The 15,902-nt window shown below is 46.0% G+C and carries 15 protein-coding genes; 13 read left to right on the top strand and 2 right to left on the bottom strand.

Annotated elements, in window-relative coordinates; translation table 11 throughout:
- A partial coding sequence (locus R7M72_RS21355; protein ID WP_206949545.1) for a hypothetical protein occupies positions 1–197 on the top strand: 197 nt, incomplete at its 5' end.
- Between the two features lie 13 nt (positions 198–210).
- On the opposite strand, the gene R7M72_RS21350 is transcribed toward R7M72_RS21355, so the two are convergent.
- Positions 211–1,389, bottom strand: coding sequence for a 2-octaprenyl-3-methyl-6-methoxy-1,4-benzoquinol hydroxylase (locus tag R7M72_RS21350; protein WP_258495507.1), 1,179 nt, complete (start codon positions 1,387–1,389; stop codon positions 211–213).
- 257 nt (positions 1,390–1,646) lie between these two features.
- Between R7M72_RS21350 and miaB the strand changes: the two genes are divergently transcribed.
- The 5 genes from miaB to lnt all read left to right on the top strand — a co-directional run bounded on the left by miaB (position 1,647) and on the right by lnt (position 7,265).
- Complete coding sequence (miaB, locus tag R7M72_RS21345) at positions 1,647–3,071, top strand: tRNA (N6-isopentenyl adenosine(37)-C2)-methylthiotransferase MiaB (protein ID WP_005373038.1); 1,425 nt, start codon at positions 1,647–1,649, stop codon at positions 3,069–3,071.
- A gap of 73 nt (positions 3,072–3,144) precedes the next feature.
- On the top strand, positions 3,145–4,242 hold the full coding sequence (locus R7M72_RS21340; RefSeq protein WP_005373033.1) for a PhoH family protein: 1,098 nt from the start codon (positions 3,145–3,147) through the stop codon (positions 4,240–4,242).
- Positions 4,243–4,244: 2 nt separating this feature from the next.
- Positions 4,245–4,709: an rRNA maturation RNase YbeY gene (gene ybeY / locus R7M72_RS21335; RefSeq protein ID WP_005373030.1), complete on the top strand. Its 465-nt coding sequence runs from the start codon at positions 4,245–4,247 to the stop codon at positions 4,707–4,709.
- Positions 4,710–4,814: 105 nt separating this feature from the next.
- Positions 4,815–5,714 (top strand): CNNM family magnesium/cobalt transport protein CorC, encoded by a 900-nt coding sequence (corC, locus tag R7M72_RS21330; protein WP_005384118.1) that lies wholly within the window; start codon positions 4,815–4,817, stop codon positions 5,712–5,714.
- A gap of 33 nt (positions 5,715–5,747) precedes the next feature.
- A complete protein-coding gene (lnt, locus tag R7M72_RS21325) occupies positions 5,748–7,265 on the top strand; it encodes an apolipoprotein N-acyltransferase (RefSeq protein ID WP_213899808.1) in 1,518 nt (505 codons plus the stop codon).
- Positions 7,266–7,349: 84 nt separating this feature from the next.
- Here the strand turns inward: lnt and R7M72_RS21320 are convergent, their stop codons facing one another.
- Positions 7,350–7,820 (bottom strand): zinc ribbon-containing protein, encoded by a 471-nt coding sequence (locus R7M72_RS21320; protein WP_005373024.1) that lies wholly within the window; start codon positions 7,818–7,820, stop codon positions 7,350–7,352.
- 153 nt (positions 7,821–7,973) lie between these two features.
- Between R7M72_RS21320 and leuS the strand changes: the two genes are divergently transcribed.
- From leuS to R7M72_RS21285, 7 genes are all read left to right on the top strand, one after another.
- Positions 7,974–10,547 carry a leucine--tRNA ligase gene (gene leuS / locus R7M72_RS21315; RefSeq protein ID WP_005391313.1) on the top strand — a complete coding sequence of 858 codons (2,574 nt, stop codon included), beginning with the start codon at positions 7,974–7,976 and terminating at the stop codon, positions 10,545–10,547.
- Positions 10,548–10,699: 152 nt separating this feature from the next.
- A complete protein-coding gene (gene lptE, locus R7M72_RS21310; RefSeq protein ID WP_005384122.1) occupies positions 10,700–11,239 on the top strand; it encodes an LPS assembly lipoprotein LptE in 540 nt (179 codons plus the stop codon).
- Between the two features lie 5 nt (positions 11,240–11,244).
- A complete protein-coding gene (gene holA, locus R7M72_RS21305; RefSeq protein WP_213899807.1) occupies positions 11,245–12,264 on the top strand; it encodes a DNA polymerase III subunit delta in 1,020 nt (339 codons plus the stop codon).
- An 88-nt stretch (positions 12,265–12,352) separates the two neighbouring features.
- A complete protein-coding gene (rsfS, locus tag R7M72_RS21300) occupies positions 12,353–12,670 on the top strand; it encodes a ribosome silencing factor (RefSeq protein ID WP_005373015.1) in 318 nt (105 codons plus the stop codon).
- 4 nt (positions 12,671–12,674) lie between these two features.
- A complete protein-coding gene (rlmH, locus tag R7M72_RS21295) occupies positions 12,675–13,145 on the top strand; it encodes a 23S rRNA (pseudouridine(1915)-N(3))-methyltransferase RlmH (RefSeq protein WP_017821762.1) in 471 nt (156 codons plus the stop codon).
- A 29-nt stretch (positions 13,146–13,174) separates the two neighbouring features.
- Positions 13,175–15,091, top strand: coding sequence for a penicillin-binding protein 2 (mrdA, locus tag R7M72_RS21290; protein WP_213899806.1), 1,917 nt, complete (start codon positions 13,175–13,177; stop codon positions 15,089–15,091).
- The coding region (locus R7M72_RS21285; RefSeq protein ID WP_318056316.1) for an FtsW/RodA/SpoVE family cell cycle protein at positions 15,091–15,902 on the top strand (812 nt) is incomplete at its 3' end. The genes mrdA and R7M72_RS21285, both read left to right, overlap by 1 nt.

The raw sequence follows: 15,902 nt of genomic DNA, 5'->3' as shown, positions 1-15,902 counted from the left end.
CGGAATTGGTAGACGCACCAGATTTAGGTTCTGGCGCCGCAAGGTGTGAGAGTTCAAGTCTCTCCTTCCGCACCATTATCGGAAAACCCAGCATGACTTTGCTGGGTTTTTTCTTTTTTTGGTTCTGGACTCGGGAAATCATTAGATTTGCCGAATTAAAAAAGCGAGCTCATGGCTCGCTTTTTTTCTATCTGTGATTTGAGTAGCTTACTACATACCTAACGCGTATTTCAGTACTTGAGCCTTAATTGGCCCTGAGTTTTCAGCAAGCTTCAATGCAGCATTACGTACGAACTTCAATGGCCCTAGATCGTTGCTAAAACCTTTATAGAAAAAGTCCATGCCCGTCTGCATGAGTAAGTTGTCAGGTCGACGTGCGCGTTCGTATTTCGCGAGTAAGGTATCTTCCAGCTTTTCTTGGTGTTCTGTTACCGAAAGGAGAACGTCTACATCTTTGAAGCCTAAGTTTACCCCTTGCCCTGCAAGCGGGTTGATCGTATGAGCAGAGTCACCCACTAACACGCAATTTTTGCTTGAGTAGCTTTGCGCATGACGACGAGTGAGTGGGAATGAGCCAAACTGTAATACTTCAATATCGCCTAATTCAGCAGGGAAATGACGTAAGATTTCTTCCCTTAGTTGAGGTTTACCCATCGCACACAGTTGTTTAATACGTATAGGCGAGTCATACCAAACCAAAGAACCTTGGCCTACTACTTGACCATCGTCGTTACTCAAAGAGCACAGAGGTAAAAATGAACGTGGGCCTGAAGGTGTAAATTGTTGCCAAGTAATATCTTGCTGAGGCAATTCTGTTTTCACGTTAATCAACATGCAATGTTGTCGGTAATCCCACGCAGTTACACCAATTCCAGCCAATTGACGAACTTTAGAGTTTGCACCATCAGCACCAATCACCCAGTTAGCTTCAAACTGCGCCCCACTTTCTAGTGTCACAAGATTTACATCTGCAAACTCAATGGCTTTTAATCGCTCAGGACACATCACGGTTAGATTTTCATACTGAGAGAAGACTCGCCAAAGACCTAATTGGATTAGACGGTTTTCAACGATGTAACCTAGCTGATCCAATGACAATTCATCAGAGTGAAAACGAGTACGGCACTCAGGGTTCTCCCAAGTTTCTAAGCGCCGATAAGGACAAACTCGCATGCTCTTGATCTCTGACCATGCTCCGAGTGAATCAAGTAACTCCACCGACTGGTGCGAGATTGCAGATACACGAATATCCATCGCCTGAGCGGCATCAAAAACTTTAGGTTTTGTACCTTCGACCAAGACAACGCTTCTGCCCTGCTTGGCAAATCCAACAGCGACGGCTGCCCCGACCATACCGCCACCGATCACGGCGATGTCATACTTGTTCATTTTTCACTCTTCATCGTGCTGATTAATTGGCGTTTTTTATTGTACTTTCCATGGCTATTTTTACAAAATTGTTTAACAAAAAACCTTGTTCTGCATAGGGCGAAAAACTAGATTTCATCAGGCTTTGCAGAGAATTAGCTAGATCACTAGTCAGGTGCTTTTTAAAGCAGTACAATACGCCGCTTACCGCCGTGATGGCGGCTATAATTTGAGCAATAGCTCTCCGATTTAAGTACAACTGAACGAGCGAAAGTGAGATGAGTAAGAAACTGCTAATTAAAACCTGGGGCTGCCAGATGAACGAATACGATTCATCAAAAATGGCCGACCTGCTTAATGCTGCAAACGGCTACGAGCTGACGGAAGAGCCAGAGGAAGCAGACGTACTTCTACTTAACACCTGTTCGATCCGTGAAAAAGCGCAAGAGAAAGTTTTCCACCAGCTAGGCCGCTGGAAAACACTAAAAGATAAAAAACCTGGCGTAGTTATCGGTGTAGGTGGTTGTGTAGCAACGCAAGAAGGTGACCATATTCGTGAACGTGCACCATACGTTGACGTTATTTTTGGCCCACAAACTTTGCACCGCCTACCTGAGATGATCAAACAATCTCAGTCCGATGATGCACCAGTTATGGACATTTCGTTCCCAGAGATCGAAAAATTCGACCGCCTACCTGAACCTCGCGCTGAAGGTGCGACAGCATTCGTTTCTATTATGGAAGGCTGCTCTAAGTACTGTACTTACTGTGTCGTACCGTACACTCGTGGTGAAGAAGTAAGCCGTCCAATGGATGACGTACTGTTCGAAATCGCCCAACTTGCTGAACAAGGCGTACGTGAAGTAAACCTTCTGGGTCAAAACGTAAACGCGTACCGTGGTCCTATGCACGATGGTGAGATCTGTTCATTTGCAGAACTGCTTCGTTTGGTTGCGTCTATCGATGGTATCGACCGTATTCGTTTCACGACGAGCCACCCGTTAGAATTCACAGACGACATCATCGCAGTATACGAAGATACGCCAGAACTTGTGAGCTTCCTGCACTTACCTGTGCAAAGTGGTAGTGACCGTATCCTAACGATGATGAAACGCCCTCACACCGCTATCGAATACAAATCGATCATCCGTAAACTGCGTAAAGCTCGTCCTGATATCCAAATCAGTTCAGACTTTATTGTTGGTTTCCCTGGTGAGACAGACAAAGACTTCCAAGACACCATGAAGCTAATCAAAGATGTAGACTTTGACATGAGCTTCAGCTTTATTTTCTCTCCACGTCCAGGTACGCCAGCAGCGGATTACCCTTGTGATGTGTCAGAACAAGTGAAGAAAGAGCGCCTTTACGAACTACAGCAAACTATCAATGCTCAAGCGATGCGTTACTCTCGCTTAATGCTTGGCACAGAACAACGTGTTCTAGTTGAAGGTCCTTCGAAGAAAAACCTAATGGAACTACGCGCTCGTACAGAAAACAACCGTGTAGTAAACTTTGAAGGTAGTGCAGACCTAATTGGTCAGTTCGTTGATGTGAAGATCGTAGACGTATTTGCAAACTCACTGCGTGGTGAGCTAGTACGTACTGAAAAAGACATGGATCTTCGTAGTGTGATTTCCCCAACGCAGATGATGGCGAAAACACGTCGCGAAGATGAGCTGGGTGTAGCTACTTTTACGCCGTAAGCTCGTATAAATAGCCATAGAGAGCCTGGTCGTTATCAGGCTCTCACTAAGTGGCAAAAAATGAGAGGCAACATTGAGCAATAAAATCGTAACTCTAGAAATTAACCTAGAACCTTCAGACAACCGCCGACTAGCTAGCCTGTGCGGTCCATTCGATGACAACATCAAGCATTTAGAACGTCGTCTAGGCGTTGAAATTAACCACCGTAGTGATCACTTTACGATTGTCGGTAAACCTCATACCGCATCAGCTGCGCTGGATATCCTGAAAACTCTATATGTTGATACCGCACCTGTACGAGGTGAGATCCCAGATATTGAGCCTGAGCAAATCCATCTAGCGATCAAAGAGTCTGGTGTTCTTGAGCAGAATACTGAGTCTAACATCGAGCATGGTAAAGAAGTCTTCGTCAAAACCAAGAAAGGTGTGATCAAACCACGTACGCCAAACCAAGCGCAGTACTTGGTTAACATGGTCACGCATGATATTTCTTTTGGTATTGGCCCGGCTGGTACAGGTAAAACCTACCTTGCTGTAGCAGCAGCTGTTGACGCACTAGAGCGCCAAGAGATCCGCCGTATTCTACTTACTCGTCCAGCGGTTGAAGCTGGTGAGAAATTGGGCTTCCTACCTGGTGATTTAAGCCAGAAAGTCGACCCATACCTACGTCCGCTATACGACGCCCTATTTGAAATGCTGGGCTTTGAGCGCGTAGAGAAGCTGATTGAACGTAACGTGATTGAGGTCGCCCCTCTTGCTTACATGCGTGGTCGTACTCTAAACGACGCCTTCATCATTCTTGATGAGAGTCAGAACACCACTGTTGAGCAGATGAAGATGTTCCTAACGCGTATTGGTTTTAACTCTCGCGCGGTTATCACTGGTGATGTCACGCAGATTGACTTACCTCGTGGTGCGAAATCGGGTCTTCGTCATGCTATTGAAGTACTAAGCGAAGTTGACGACATCAGCTTTAACTTCTTCTTGGCCGACGACGTTGTACGTCACCCTGTGGTTGCTCGTATCGTTAACGCGTACGAGAAGTGGGAAGCACAAGACCAGAAAGAGCGTAAAGAGTTCGAGAAACGCCGTCGTGAAGAACGCGATGCGAAGTTACTAGAAGCAGCAAAAGCCGAACTGAATGCACAAGTTGCTTCAACTAAGGAATAACCATGGCGATTGAACTTGATCTGCAACTGGCAGTCGAAAATGAAGAAGGTCTGCCTTCGCAGCAAGATTTCCAATTGTGGCTAGATAAGACAATACCTCTCTTCCAGCCACAAGCCGAAGTCACCATTCGTATTGTTGATGAACAAGAAAGTCATACGCTCAACCATGAGTATCGCGGCAAAGATAAACCAACTAATGTGTTGTCGTTTCCATTTGAAGCACCTCCTGGTATGGAAATAGATTTACTTGGTGATTTGATTATTTGCCGCCAAGTTGTTGAAAAAGAGGCGGTTGAACAGAGCAAGCCTCTGCTAGCACATTGGGCGCATATGGTTGTACATGGCAGCTTGCATCTGCTAGGTTATGATCATATAGAGGATGACGAAGCCGAAGAGATGGAGTCCCTCGAAACCGAAATCATGCAAGGTATGGGTTATGAAGATCCTTACATTGCTGAAAAAGAGTAGCTATTGGCCACTCGACAGGGAAAGGCGAACCACCTAAATGACTCTCGTGTTCGCCTCTCTATGTGTGCTATCACACTTCTGATAGCGTTACTTAATTGAGAAACAATGAACGAAGATAATTCTCCCTCTTCTAACGAAGATAAGAAAGAAAAGGCAGAAGGTCCGAGTAGAAAGTCCTTCTTTGAACGTCTAGGTCAACTATTTCAGGGCGAACCAAAAGATCGCCAAGAGCTTGTGGATGTTATCCGCGACTCTGAAGTTAACGACCTGATTGACCATGACACTCGCGATATGCTTGAAGGTGTTATGGAAATCTCCGAAATGCGTGTGCGTGACATTATGATCCCGCGTTCGCAAATGGTTACAGTTGAGCGTACTCACGACCTTGATACCTTGGTTGCTTTGATTACCGATGCTCAACACTCTCGCTACCCTGTGATCAGCGAAGATAAAGACCATGTGGAAGGCATACTTCTAGCGAAGGACTTACTTAAATACTTAGGCTCAGGCAGCAATCCATTTGATATCGAAGAAGTCATTCGACCAGCGGTTGTAGTACCGGAAAGTAAACGCGTTGATCGACTGCTGAAAGAATTCCGTGAAGAACGTTATCATATGGCCATTGTTGTCGATGAATTCGGTGGTGTTTCTGGTCTTGTGACCATTGAAGATATCCTTGAGGAAATCGTCGGGGATATTGAAGATGAATTCGATGAAAGTGAAGAGACGGACATTCGTAAGCTGAGCAAGCATACGTTTGCTGTCAGAGCGCTGACAACCATCGAAGAGTTTAATGAGACATTCGGAACCAACTTCAGCGATGAGGAAGTTGATACCGTTGGTGGTATGGTCATGACTGCCTTTGGTCACTTACCTTCTCGTGGTGAACTGGTTGAAATTGAAGGCTACAACTTCAAAGTCACCGCTGCCGATAACCGTCGTGTCATTCAACTCCAAGTGACGATCCCAGACGAAGAAACCCTGGTTGAAGCCACTCAAGAGTAACGCGATACCCATTGGGAATCTCAGAAAATTACAATGATGAATGAACTCTTTCATCGCCTTAAGCGGCCCTTAGTGGCCGCTTTTGTTGGCGCCTCTACTACACTCGCTTTCGCTCCTTACCAGCTGTGGCCTATTGCCATTCTTAGCCCAGCAATTCTACTGATTCTTCTTGCTAACCAAACTCCGAAACGCGCACTATGGATTGGTTATGCTTGGGGGTTAGGTCAATTTGCAACTGGCGTTAGCTGGGTTTACGTCAGTATCTCCGGTTTTGGCGGTATGCCGCTCATTGCCAATTTATTTTTAATGGGCTTACTTGTTGCCTACTTGGCTGTTTATTCAGGCTTATTTGCTTGGCTCAACAACAAGCTGTTTCCTCAATTTACGCTCACAAAAGCACTTCTCGCTGCACCTGCTTTATGGCTGATCAGTGATTGGTTACGTGGTTGGGTGATGACTGGCTTCCCTTGGTTATGGCTAGGCTATAGCCAGATAGATGCTCCACTCGCAAGCTTTGCACCAATTGGCGGCGTAGAACTGCTTACTCTATTTATCCTTATCAGCGCAGGGGCGTTAGCCTATGCATGGATTCATAAGCAGTGGCTGATGGTGATTATCCCTGCGGTGCTACTCAGTACTGGCTTTGGGATTCGCAACTACGATTGGGTAACACCCCGACCAGAAGACACGACTAAGCTCGCACTAATTCAAGGTAACGTAGACCAAAACCTAAAGTGGCTACCAAGTCAACGCTGGCCAACCATCATGAAGTATGCTGACTTAACTCGTGAAAACTGGGATGCTGACATTATCGTTTGGCCAGAAGCAGCAATTCCCGCTTTTGAAATTGAAGTGCCTTCATTTTTGAGCAATATCGACAGCGCTGCAAAAATGAATAACAGCGCAATCATCACCGGTGTCGTCAACCAAGCTGAAGATCGACAGTTCTACAACAGTATTCTGTCCCTCGGCATCACACCATACGGTGACTACAGCTTCGATTTAAGCGAACGTTACCATAAGCATCACCTACTACCGTTTGGTGAGTTTGTACCATTTGAAGATATTTTGCGCCCATTAGCGCCATTCTTTAACCTACCGATGTCGTCGTTTAGCCGTGGGGCTTTTGTGCAGCCAAACATCGTTGCGAATGGCATGCACATGGCACCAGCGCTTTGCTATGAGATCATCTTTAATGAGCAAGTGCGTCAAAATGTGACTGACGAAACAGACTTCATTCTAACGCTTTCAAACGATGCATGGTTTGGTCACTCTATCGGCCCTCTTCAACATATGGAGATCGCCCGTATGCGTGCCTTAGAGTTAGGTAAACCGCTCATCCGCTCGACTAACAACGGATTAACAGCGGTAACCGATCACCAAGGTAAAATCGTTGAGCAAGTACCGCAGTTTGAAACTGCAGTACTGCGCGCAGAGCTCACCCCAACCGATGGGAAAACGCCATATCGAATCGTTGGTACTTGGCCATTGTATATTTGGGTAGGGTTAAGTTTAGCGCTGGCGCTCGGCTTAAGAAGAAAACAGAGCTGATAACAGCTTGAAAGTAGAAAAGACAAAAAAGAGGCGACTAAGCCTCTTTTTTATTCATAGCATTATACTGTCGTTACGCGCCATTTATGGCTTTAATGACTGACGAGTAAAGCCTTTGTGACCACATTTAATACACGGAATGATTACAGTTGGGTGGTTATACGTTGTCTTGTGACCACACTCATCACAGACTAAAGTGCCTAAGCCTATCACCTCTCCTGCTTCATATAGCCCTTGATGCTCTAAGTCATCGAACAACTCAACCCACTCAACTTTAGTTCGGTCAGTAATCTCTAACAGCCCTTGCCATATCGAGTCCGCAATCGTTAAGTAAAACGGGCCGCTTTTGCTATCCTCGTAACTCTCTGAAAACTCTTTTAAGTCTGCTTTAAGGTACGCTTTGATTAAAGCCAATTCATCTTTGGTCAAGTCATTAGCAGCATCCACCACTTTGCCCGACGTCTCAATCGCTTTGTTAACTTCTTCCGGACTGTGCTTCAAGGTTTCAATCACATCCTCGAGCATTTCCTCATAACCTGTTTTACGTTTAGGCATAACTGACCTCCATCTTTCTCCTACCTGCGTCACTTAAGGGCGCATGGGTACAGATTGGCTATTGTTGTGATCCCTAGCTTTAGGTATTCTATGACGATCTATTTAAGTCTGTTCTAACCGAACTCACAAATTCCAAGATAACGGATACCATCGATGCAAGAACAATACAACCCACAAGATATTGAACAAAAAGTTCAAAAGCACTGGGATGACAACAAAACCTTTGTTGTAAGTGAAGACCCAAATAAAGAAAAATTCTACTGTCTGTCCATGTTCCCATACCCAAGTGGTCGACTGCACATGGGTCACGTGCGCAACTACACTATCGGTGATGTAGTATCTCGTTTCCAACGCCTACAAGGCAAAAACGTGATGCAACCTATCGGTTGGGACGCATTCGGTCTACCTGCAGAAAACGCAGCAGTAAAAAACAAAACTGCGCCAGCACCTTGGACTTACGAAAACATCGAATACATGAAGAACCAACTTAAGCTTCTAGGCTTTGGTTACGATTGGAACCGTGAATTCGCAACATGTACACCGGAGTACTACCGCTGGGAACAAGAGTTCTTCACTAAACTTTACGAGAAAGGTTTAGTTTACAAAAAGACTTCTTCTGTTAACTGGTGTCCTAACGACCAAACTGTTCTTGCAAACGAGCAGGTTGAAGACGGTTGTTGCTGGCGTTGTGATACGCCTGTAGAGCAAAAAGAAATCCCTCAATGGTTCATCAAAATCACTGAGTACGCTCAAGAGCTACTAGACGACTTAGACAAGCTTGAAGGTTGGCCTGAAATGGTGAAGACCATGCAGCGCAACTGGATTGGTCGTTCTGAAGGTGTTGAACTGAAGTTTGAAGTTAAGGGTCAACAAGACCTAGAAGTTTACACAACACGTCCAGATACGCTAATGGGTGTGACTTACGTGGGTATCGCAGCCGGCCACCCTCTTGCAGCTCTTGCAGCAGAGAACAATCCAGAGCTTGCAGCGTTTATCGACGAATGTAAGAACAACAAGGTTGCAGAAGCTGAGCTAGCGACAATGGAGAAGAAAGGTATGGCAACTGGCCTTACTGCGATTCATCCATTGAACGGCCGCGAAGTACCAGTATACGTAGCAAACTTTGTACTGATGGACTACGGTACAGGCGCGGTAATGGCAGTACCTGCACACGACCAACGTGACTACGAGTTCGCAACGAAGTACGGTCTAGACATCGTGCCTGTTATCAAGCCTGCTGATGGCAGCGAGCTAGATATTTCTGAAGCGGCATACACAGAGAAAGGCGTACTGTTCGATTCTGGTGAATTCGACGGCCTAGAATTCCAAGCGGCGTTCGATGCAATTGCAGCGAAGCTAGAAGCAGAAGGCAAAGGCACTAAGACTGTAAACTTCCGTCTACGCGACTGGGGTGTATCTCGTCAACGTTACTGGGGCGCACCAATCCCAATGGTAACGACTGAAGACGGTGAAGTTCACCCAGTACCTGCTGACCAACTACCAGTGATTCTTCCAGAAGACGTGGTAATGGACGGCGTAACCAGCCCAATCAAAGCAGACAAAGAGTGGGCGAAGACAACCTTTAACGGCGAACCTGCTCTACGTGAGACAGATACGTTCGATACGTTCATGGAATCTTCTTGGTACTACGCGCGTTACTGTTCACCACAAGCGGACGACATCCTAGACCCAGAAAAAGCAAACTACTGGCTACCAGTAGATCAGTACATCGGTGGTATCGAGCACGCTTGTATGCACCTACTGTACTCACGCTTCTTCCACAAACTACTGCGCGATGCGGGTTACGTAACTTCTGACGAACCGTTCAAGCAACTACTGTGTCAAGGCATGGTACTGGCTGATGCGTTCTACTTCGAGAACGAGAAAGGCGGCAAAGAGTGGGTAGCTCCAACAGACGTAGCCGTTGAACGTGATGGTAAAGGCCGCATTACTTCTGCTAAAGACACTGAAGGTCGTGATGTAACGCACTCAGGCATGATCAAGATGTCTAAGTCTAAGAACAACGGTATCGACCCTCAAGAAATGGTAGACAAGTACGGCGCTGACACAGTACGTCTATTCATGATGTTCGCGTCTCCAGCGGACATGACACTTGAATGGCAAGAGTCTGGCGTAGAAGGTGCGAACCGCTTCCTAAAACGTGTTTGGAAACTAGTGAAAGAGCACACAGCGAAAGGCGCAGCAGAAGCAGTAGATACCGCAGCGCTTTCTGGTGATCAAAAAGCACTTCGCCGTGACGTTCACAAGACTATCGCGAAAGTGACGGACGATATCGCTCGTCGTCAAACATTCAACACCGCGATCGCAGCGATCATGGAGCTGATGAACAAACTAGCGAAAGCGCCTCAAGAATCTGCGCAAGATCGTGCAATCCTTGACGAGGCACTGAAAGCTATTGTTGTCATGCTTTACCCTATCACTCCGCATATCTCATACGAGCTATGGGCAGCACTAGGTGAAACAGACATTGATAACGCGGCATGGCCGACGTTTGACGAAAAAGCGCTAGTTGAAGACGAAAAAACTATCGTTGTTCAAGTTAACGGTAAGCTACGTGCGAAGCTAACAGTCCCAGCGGATATCTCTAAAGACGATATCGAACAGCTTGGTCTAAACGACGAAAACGTGGTTAAGTTCACTGATGGCCTGACTATTCGTAAAGTCATTTACGTTCCAGGTAAACTGCTGAACATCGTTGCAAACTAATCACAGCTTGCAATTTGTCTCTGTTTAGCGAACTTATTTGTTAACCAAGAGTCATTAAACAGGGTAGTTTTCTACCCTGTTTATTTACCTCAAACCATTCACATGAGTGGTTTAAGGTAAATAACCCCTTCAATTTAGGATGAATACAATCAATGCGCTTTTTCTCTTTGATTAAACTACCAGTGGTATTGGTATTAGCGGGGCTTCTTTCTGCCTGTGGTTTTCACCTTCGCGGCGAGTATTCCGTACCGGAAGAGCTGCACACTATGTCTTTCTCCAGCTACGATGAATACAGTGAATTAACTCGCTATGTTCGCTCTCAACTCGAACTGAACAAAGTTGAACTTGTTCAACCATCATCGACGGTACCCAACCTTCATTTGACGGAAGCGACAATCGATGAGCGTACACTATCGCTTTATCAAAATAGCCGTGCAGCAGAAAAAGAGCTGACATACGTAGTAAAATACCGTGTGACAATTCCTGGCTATGGTTCTAAAAACTTTACGACAACAGTAAACCGCAACTACCTAGACAACCCGTTGACCGCACTTGCAAAATCTGTTGAGCGTGACGTAATTGAAGACGAGATGCGCTTGCAAGCTGCAAAACAGATGATGCGCCAGTTGGGCCGTATTCGTGCCGAATATGAAGCAGGACAAATCTCTGAGCCAGCGAACAAAAACTCTTAGTCACTATGCGAATTTATGCCGATAAGCTAACGGATCATTTAACTAAACAAGTTAAACAGGTTTACTTAATCTTTGGTAATGAGCCGTTACTGATTCAAGAAAGCCGCCGAGCCATCCAAAAGGCAGCGTTTCAGCAAGGTTTTGAGGAAAAACACCGTTTTGCGGTGGATGCTAGCATCGACTGGAACCAAGTTTACGACTGTTTCCAAGCGATGAGCCTGTTTTCAAACCGTCAATTGATTGAGCTTGAAATTCCTGAAAGTGGCGTGACAACCGCCGTCAGCAAAGAGCTGCAAACACTGTGTGATATGCTTCATGATGACATCATGCTCGTCATTGTTGGTAACAAACTGACCAAAGCCCAAGAAAATGCGAAATGGTTCAAAACATTAAGCTCAAAAGGCGATTGGGTAAGCTGCTTGTCGCCAGACCTTCAACGCCTACCTATGTTCATTCAGACACGTTGCCGCACGTTGGGACTAAAACCCGATCAGCAATCACTGCAAATGTTGGCTCAATGGCATGAAGGTAACCTATTTGCATTGACACAAAGCTTAGAGAAATTGGCCCTACTCTATCCGGATGGTGAGCTGACCATCATACGTTTAGAGGAAGCCCTAAGTCGCCATAATCACTTCACTACCTTTAACTGGATCGACGCCTTACTGGCAGGTAAAGCAAACCGTGCACAACGTATTCTTCGCCAACTTGAGGCGGAAGGGGTTGAGACCGTGATCTTGATTCGAAGTGTACAAAAAGAGTTGAGCCAACTTTTAAATATGCATCAAGACTTAAGTCAAATGGGAATGAACCAGGTATTTGAGAAATATCGAGTTTGGCAAAACAAGCGTCCACTCTATAACGCAGCACTGACCCGCTTATCAGCGAGTCGTATTTGTGCATTGCTCTCCTTGTTGGCTCAAGCCGAGATAAAAGCCAAAACTCAGTATGACGAGTCTGTATGGCCAACTATTCATCAGTTGAGCTTAGAAACCTGCTCTCCTGATATTAAGCTGGCAATTTAAAAATCAAAGCGTGATATAGTGCGCGACCTGTTTTGCAAGCAAGAATGTAAAACACTGTAGAGATAAGAGACAAACCGAGGAAAACCGAGTGCTTCGCGAAGAACTGAAAGACTTTTTAGCTGATAAAGCCGACGACATGAAAGCGGAAGACATTATCGTCCTAAATGTGGAAGATAAATCAAGCGTGACAGATTACATGATCATCTGTACTGGTACATCCAAACGCCACGTTTCATCCATCGCAGACCATGTTGCAACAGAGGTGAAAAAAGCCGGTCTTGAGCCACTAGGAATGGAAGGTGAAAACGAAGGTGAATGGGTAGTCCTTGATATGGGCGACGCTATGCTTCACGTGATGCAAGAAGAGCACCGCGAACTCTACCAGCTAGAAAAGCTCTGGGGTTAATCTTTTGAAAATTCAACTAATTGCTGTTGGTACAAAAATGCCAAAATGGGTTGAGGAAGGCTTTCAAGAATATCGTCGCCGTTTCCCGCATGATATGCCGTTGGAGTTGATTGAAATCTCTGCTGGCAAACGCGGAAAAAATGCCGATATCGCTCGCATCCTGCAAAAAGAAGGGGAAGCGATGCTCGCTGCGGTACCAAAAGGCAACCGTATCGTCACGTTAGATATCCCAGGTAAAAAATGGGACACTCCTCAACTCGCTGAGCAGTTAGAAGCTTGGAAATTAGATGGCCGTGATGTATCAATATTAATCGGCGGTCCCGAAGGACTCGCTCCTGCATGCAAAGCTGCAGCAGACCAAAGCTGGTCATTGTCTGCCTTAACGCTACCCCACCCTCTAGTGCGTATCGTAATGGCAGAAAGCTTGTACCGAGCGTGGAGCATCACCGCTAACCACCCTTATCATCGCGAATAATCGTTGTTTAACTTTAGAGCCAAGCGTTAATGATTCGTAAACGCCGCAGTCAAATCCGAGATTATCAAGCCGAAGCGCGTCTGTTTGCCAGCCGCGCTATTGTTGCTTTTATCGGCATTGTTGTCTTGATGGGAGCTCTGGTTGCCAACATGTACAACATTCAGGTGAACCAGTTTCAAGACTATCAAACCCGCTCGAACGATAACCGCATCAAAGTGGTGCCTATCGCGCCTAACCGAGGTCTAATTTATGACCGAAATGGCGTTTTACTGGCAGAGAACCGTCCCGTCTTTAACTTAGAACTGACCCCAGAAAAAATTAAAGACATTGATGCAACCATCCAAGAATTACAAACTATTCTGGAAATTACACCAGACCAGATTGAACGTTTCCACCACGAGCGTAAACGGACTCGTCGATTTAAATCGGTCCCACTGCTTACCCAACTGAACGAAAAACAAGTAGCGGTATTCTCCGTCAATCAGTACCGCTTTCCGGGTGTGGAAATAAGTGCGACCTTAAAGCGCTACTACCCTTTCAGCGAAGTCTTAACCCACGTGATTGGTTACGTTTCTCGAATCAATGATCGCGACATGCAGCGCCTGATCCGAGAAGAAAAAGACGCAAACTATCAAGCCACTCGCGACATTGGTAAGCTGGGTATTGAAAAATACTACGAAGACCTCTTACACGGTACAGCCGGATATCAAGAAGTCGAGGTAAACAGCCGCGGCCGAGTAATTCGTACGTTAAAGTACGTTCCACCTGTACCCGGAAAAGACATCGTTTTAAACCTTGATATCAACTTGCAGCTGTACGTACACCAATTATTGGATGGCCGCAGAGGCAGTGCTGTAGTGATCGATCCTAGAGACAACGGTGTACTGGCTATGGTTTCAAGTCCTAGCTACGATCCTAACTCGTTCGTGCACGGAATCTCAGGTAAAGACTATCGTGTCCTTTTGAACGATAAAAACCGTCCTTTGGTCAACCGCACTACACTTGGCATTTACCCTCCGGCCTCTACCATCAAACCATTTATGGCGGTAGCCGCGCTGCAAGAAGGTGTCGTCACACCTAACACCACACGAAATGACCCTGGTTATTGGCGCATACCAAACTCCAACACACGCCCGTTTCGTGACTGGTTGCGTTGGGGGCACGGGCGCGTCGATATCATTAAGTCGATCGAAGAGTCTGTTGATACCTTCTACTATCAAATCGCTTATGACATGGGTATTGACCGTATTTCGAATTGGATGATGATGTTCGGTTTTGGTGATTACACTGGCATTGATATCTACGAAGAAAGTAAGGCGAATATGCCGACTCGTGACTGGAAAATGTCTCGCCATAAAACCCCATGGTATAAAGGTGATACGATCCCTGTGGGTATCGGCCAAGGATATTGGACAGCAACACCAATGCAAATCGCCAAAGCAACCTCCGTATTAGTAAACGAGGGAGAAGTGATCGCACCTCACTTGCTCAAAGCGACGATAGAAAATGGTAACGACTTCGAAGAGCAGCAAACGACAGAATACGTGACTTACCCACCAATCAAGAATGTGCCTAAAAAGTACTGGGATATGGCGAAAGAAGGCATGCGTCGGGTAAACCATGGCACGCGCGGAACAGCTCGCCGCTCATTCTACAAAATGAATTATGAAACAGCGGGTAAATCAGGTACTGCACAGGTCTTCGGTCTGGGTGAAAACGAAGAGTACAACGCCGATGAGATCGCCGAGCACTTACGTGACCATGCGTTATTTACTGGCTTTGCACCATTTGATGATCCTAAAGTGGTCGTCACTGTAGTACTAGAAAATGCCGGTGGTGGTTCTAGTAACGGTGCCCCAGTAGTAAGGAAAATTTTTGACCGAGTCGTTCTTGGTCCAGAAGAAATTGAGCCTGAAAACAATGCGAAGAAAGAGGTAAAACAGTAATGAAGATGGATCCCTCTACAGGTAAAAATCGCGCCCTGTTTGAACGCTTCCATATCGACTTACCACTCCTACTTGGCATACTGGCCCTGATGGGGTTTGGCCTGGTGATCATGTACAGCGCCAGTGGCCAAAGTTTACTGATGATGGATCGCCAAGCCATGCGAATGGTGCTTTCACTCGTTGTGATGCTCGTCCTTGCGCAGCTTTCTCCACGAACTTACGAAAGCTTGGCACCTTTGATGTTCGTTGGTGGCGTTATACTGCTTTTCGGCGTGCTGTTTTTCGGTGAAGCATCGAAAGGCGCGCAGCGTTGGCTTAACCTCGGTTTTGTGCGCTTTCAACCGTCAGAGCTATTGAAGCTCGCAGTGCCATTAATGGTGGCTCGCTATGTCGGTAGACAGCCCCTTCCACCAACGCTAAAAACACTCATTGTTGCACTGATTATGGTCTGCTTACCAACCATTCTCATTGCAAAGCAGCCTGACTTAGGTACCTCGATCCTGATCGCCGCTTCCGGTATTTTTGTTATCTTCCTCGCCGGCATTAGCTGGAAAATAATTGCTGGTGCTGCGATTGCATTAAGTGGTTTCATTCCAATTCTGTGGTTTTTCTTGATGCGAGAGTATCAAAAAGTGCGAGTTCGTACTCTATTTAACCCGGAGTCTGATCCGCTAGGAGCGGGTTACCACATTATTCAGAGTAAAATTGCGATTGGCTCCGGCGGTATTTCCGGCAAAGGTTGGTTGCAAGGTACGCAGTCACAACTAGAATTTCTTCCTGAACGACACACTGACTTTATCTTTGCAGTAAT

Origin of the sequence: Vibrio sp. YT-18, assembly GCF_033337345.1 — a bacterium.
Taxonomy (GTDB): Bacteria; Pseudomonadota; Gammaproteobacteria; order Enterobacterales; family Vibrionaceae; genus Vibrio; species Vibrio alginolyticus.
This window is presented reverse-complemented; position numbering and strand designations above follow the sequence as displayed.